Source organism: Planctomycetota bacterium (genome assembly GCA_038746835.1).
Lineage (GTDB): Bacteria > Planctomycetota > Phycisphaerae > Tepidisphaerales > Tepidisphaeraceae > JBCDKH01.
The window spans coordinates 1-1,847 of sequence record JBCDKH010000320.1 but is presented as its reverse complement, the minus strand read 5'-3'; the positions used below and the strand labels follow the sequence as shown (position 1 = coordinate 1,847).

At 67.5% G+C, this 1,847-nt stretch carries 3 protein-coding genes; all 3 read right to left on the bottom strand.

Going from position 1 to position 1,847, the window contains the following annotated elements:
- On the bottom strand, positions 1-238 hold a 238-nt coding region (locus tag AAGI46_17055), incomplete at its 3' end, for a hypothetical protein (GenBank protein ID MEM1013917.1).
- A 90-nt stretch (positions 239-328) separates the two neighbouring features.
- Positions 329-1,009 carry an endonuclease V gene (locus tag AAGI46_17050; GenBank protein MEM1013916.1) on the bottom strand — a complete coding sequence of 227 codons (681 nt, stop codon included), beginning with the start codon at positions 1,007-1,009 and terminating at the stop codon, positions 329-331.
- A 36-nt stretch (positions 1,010-1,045) separates the two neighbouring features.
- The coding region (locus AAGI46_17045; protein ID MEM1013915.1) for a transcription antitermination factor NusB at positions 1,046-1,847 on the bottom strand (802 nt) is incomplete at its 5' end.

The following is a 1,847-nucleotide window of genomic DNA, read 5'->3' as shown; positions in this document are numbered from 1 at the left end:
GGGCGATCAGTGTCGACAGGTAGCCGAGGTTCTTGACGACCTCGACCACCATCCGCTCGGCGAACGCCCGGTCGCGCGGGTCGCTGGGCAACACGCCACTCTGCCGCTTGAACGCCTGCGTCGGCAGCCCTGGCAGCGTCAACGCGTCGACCGCCAGGACGGCATAGTCGCGCGGGTCGACCCGCTTCGTCTTCGCCGGCGGGCGGTAGTTCTGGAGTCGTTCGACTTGCCTAGGCAAACGACACGCCCTTGTCCGTCGTGGTGTTCAGCTCAGCGGTCTTGCCCGTCATCGGCCGCACCCTAGCGCGGCCGTAGCCGCGTCTCCGGCTTAGCTGAAGTCGACAACCTCGCCGAGCTTTGCCTTGGCGACCAGCTTGTCGGCCAATCGCGTCGGTTCGGGCAGGCGGTACCGCCTGCGTGTCGCGAGCACGATCGCGGCCGCTTGGTCCAGTTCGCATCGGTGGCCGATGCTGACAAAGACGGGCTTCGTCCCCTCACGCGTTCGGATCACGCGGCCGACGACCTCGTCGCGGTGGACGAGGTCCGTCGCTATGCCCGTCTCGTCCGGCGGATCGACGTACTCGCCGACGAGCCGGCTCTTGGCACACCCGACGGCCACGATGTCGCGTTCGACCCCGATGTGCGTCGCCAGCCCGCATCGCCGCGGATGGGCCAGTCCTTGCCCGTCGAAGATCGCCGCGTCGAACGGGCCGAGCCGGTCGAGCACCTCGTGTACCGCCTGCCCTTCGCGAAAGCTGAGGAACCCCGTCCGATACGGCACCGTCACCTTCCGGCGCACTGACCGCACGCGAACGACGTCTTGCGAAACGACATCCCAAAGCACCGCGACCGCGACGATCGCATCGCCCGCAAACGCACAGTCCACTCCCGCGACGTGCGTCAACTCGTGGTGCACCGATGTCGTTATGACCCGCGAGGCAAGCTTCTCCTGCTTCTCTTTCCACCGCGCCAGCACCTCCGGCTCGACTCGCTCCTGACGCGGGTGCATCGTCGAACGTAGCGATGGTCGATCGTGACAGGTCTTTCAACCGAAGCCGTGGTCAGAGCGCAGCGTCGACCCGGGTCCGTCGAGAGCACTTTGATGTTCGTCCGGACCCGCGTCGACGCTGCGCTCTGACCACGGCTTCGGTTCAGAGACGAGCTGCTCGACCGTCGCGTCTCCAATGAGCCGCGCCAGGAGCGGTGCCTCGCGATTGTCATGCTCGCAGAACCGGATTGCATCGTCGGGACCGAGCAACGCGATCAACCGATCGACGATCGGTCGCGGGTGGCTCAGGACGATCTCGCAGAACGCAGCCGGATCGTCACGCGTCGGCAGCACTTTCTCGTGCCCCTCGCGCTCGACGGCTCTGCGCATCACAGCGTTGATAAACCCGGCCGACCGTGCGAGTCCGACCTCTTTGAATCGCCTGGTCTGCTGGACGGCTTCGGTCACGATCGCGTGGTCCGGCACGCGGTCGAATTGCTCCACTTGCACGACGCCCACCAGCAGAATCAGCCGAAGCCGAGGCTCGATCCGGTGGTACGGCCGATCGGCGTAGTGGGCGATCAGCGTCGACAGGTAGCCGAGGTTCTTGACGACCTCGACCACCATCCGCTCGGCGAACGCCCGGTCGCGCGGGTCGCTCGGCAAGACGCCGCTTTGCCGCTTGAACGCCTGCGTCGGCAGGCCCGGCAGCGTCAACGCGTCGACCGCCAGGACGGCGTAGTCGCGCGGGGCGGCCCGCGGCGGCGTCGCCGGCGGCCGGGAGGTCTGGAGTCGGTCGGCTTGGCTAGGCCAACCCCACGCCCCAGGCCGTCGGGGTGTTGAGCTCAGCGGGGTTGCC

Bases quoted from the DNA above. Each gene is read 5' to 3' on its own strand.
- AAGI46_17050 (MEM1013916.1), bottom strand. From the start codon at position 1,009: ATGCACCCGCGTCAGGAGCGAGTCGAGCCGGAGGTGCTGGCGCGGTGG.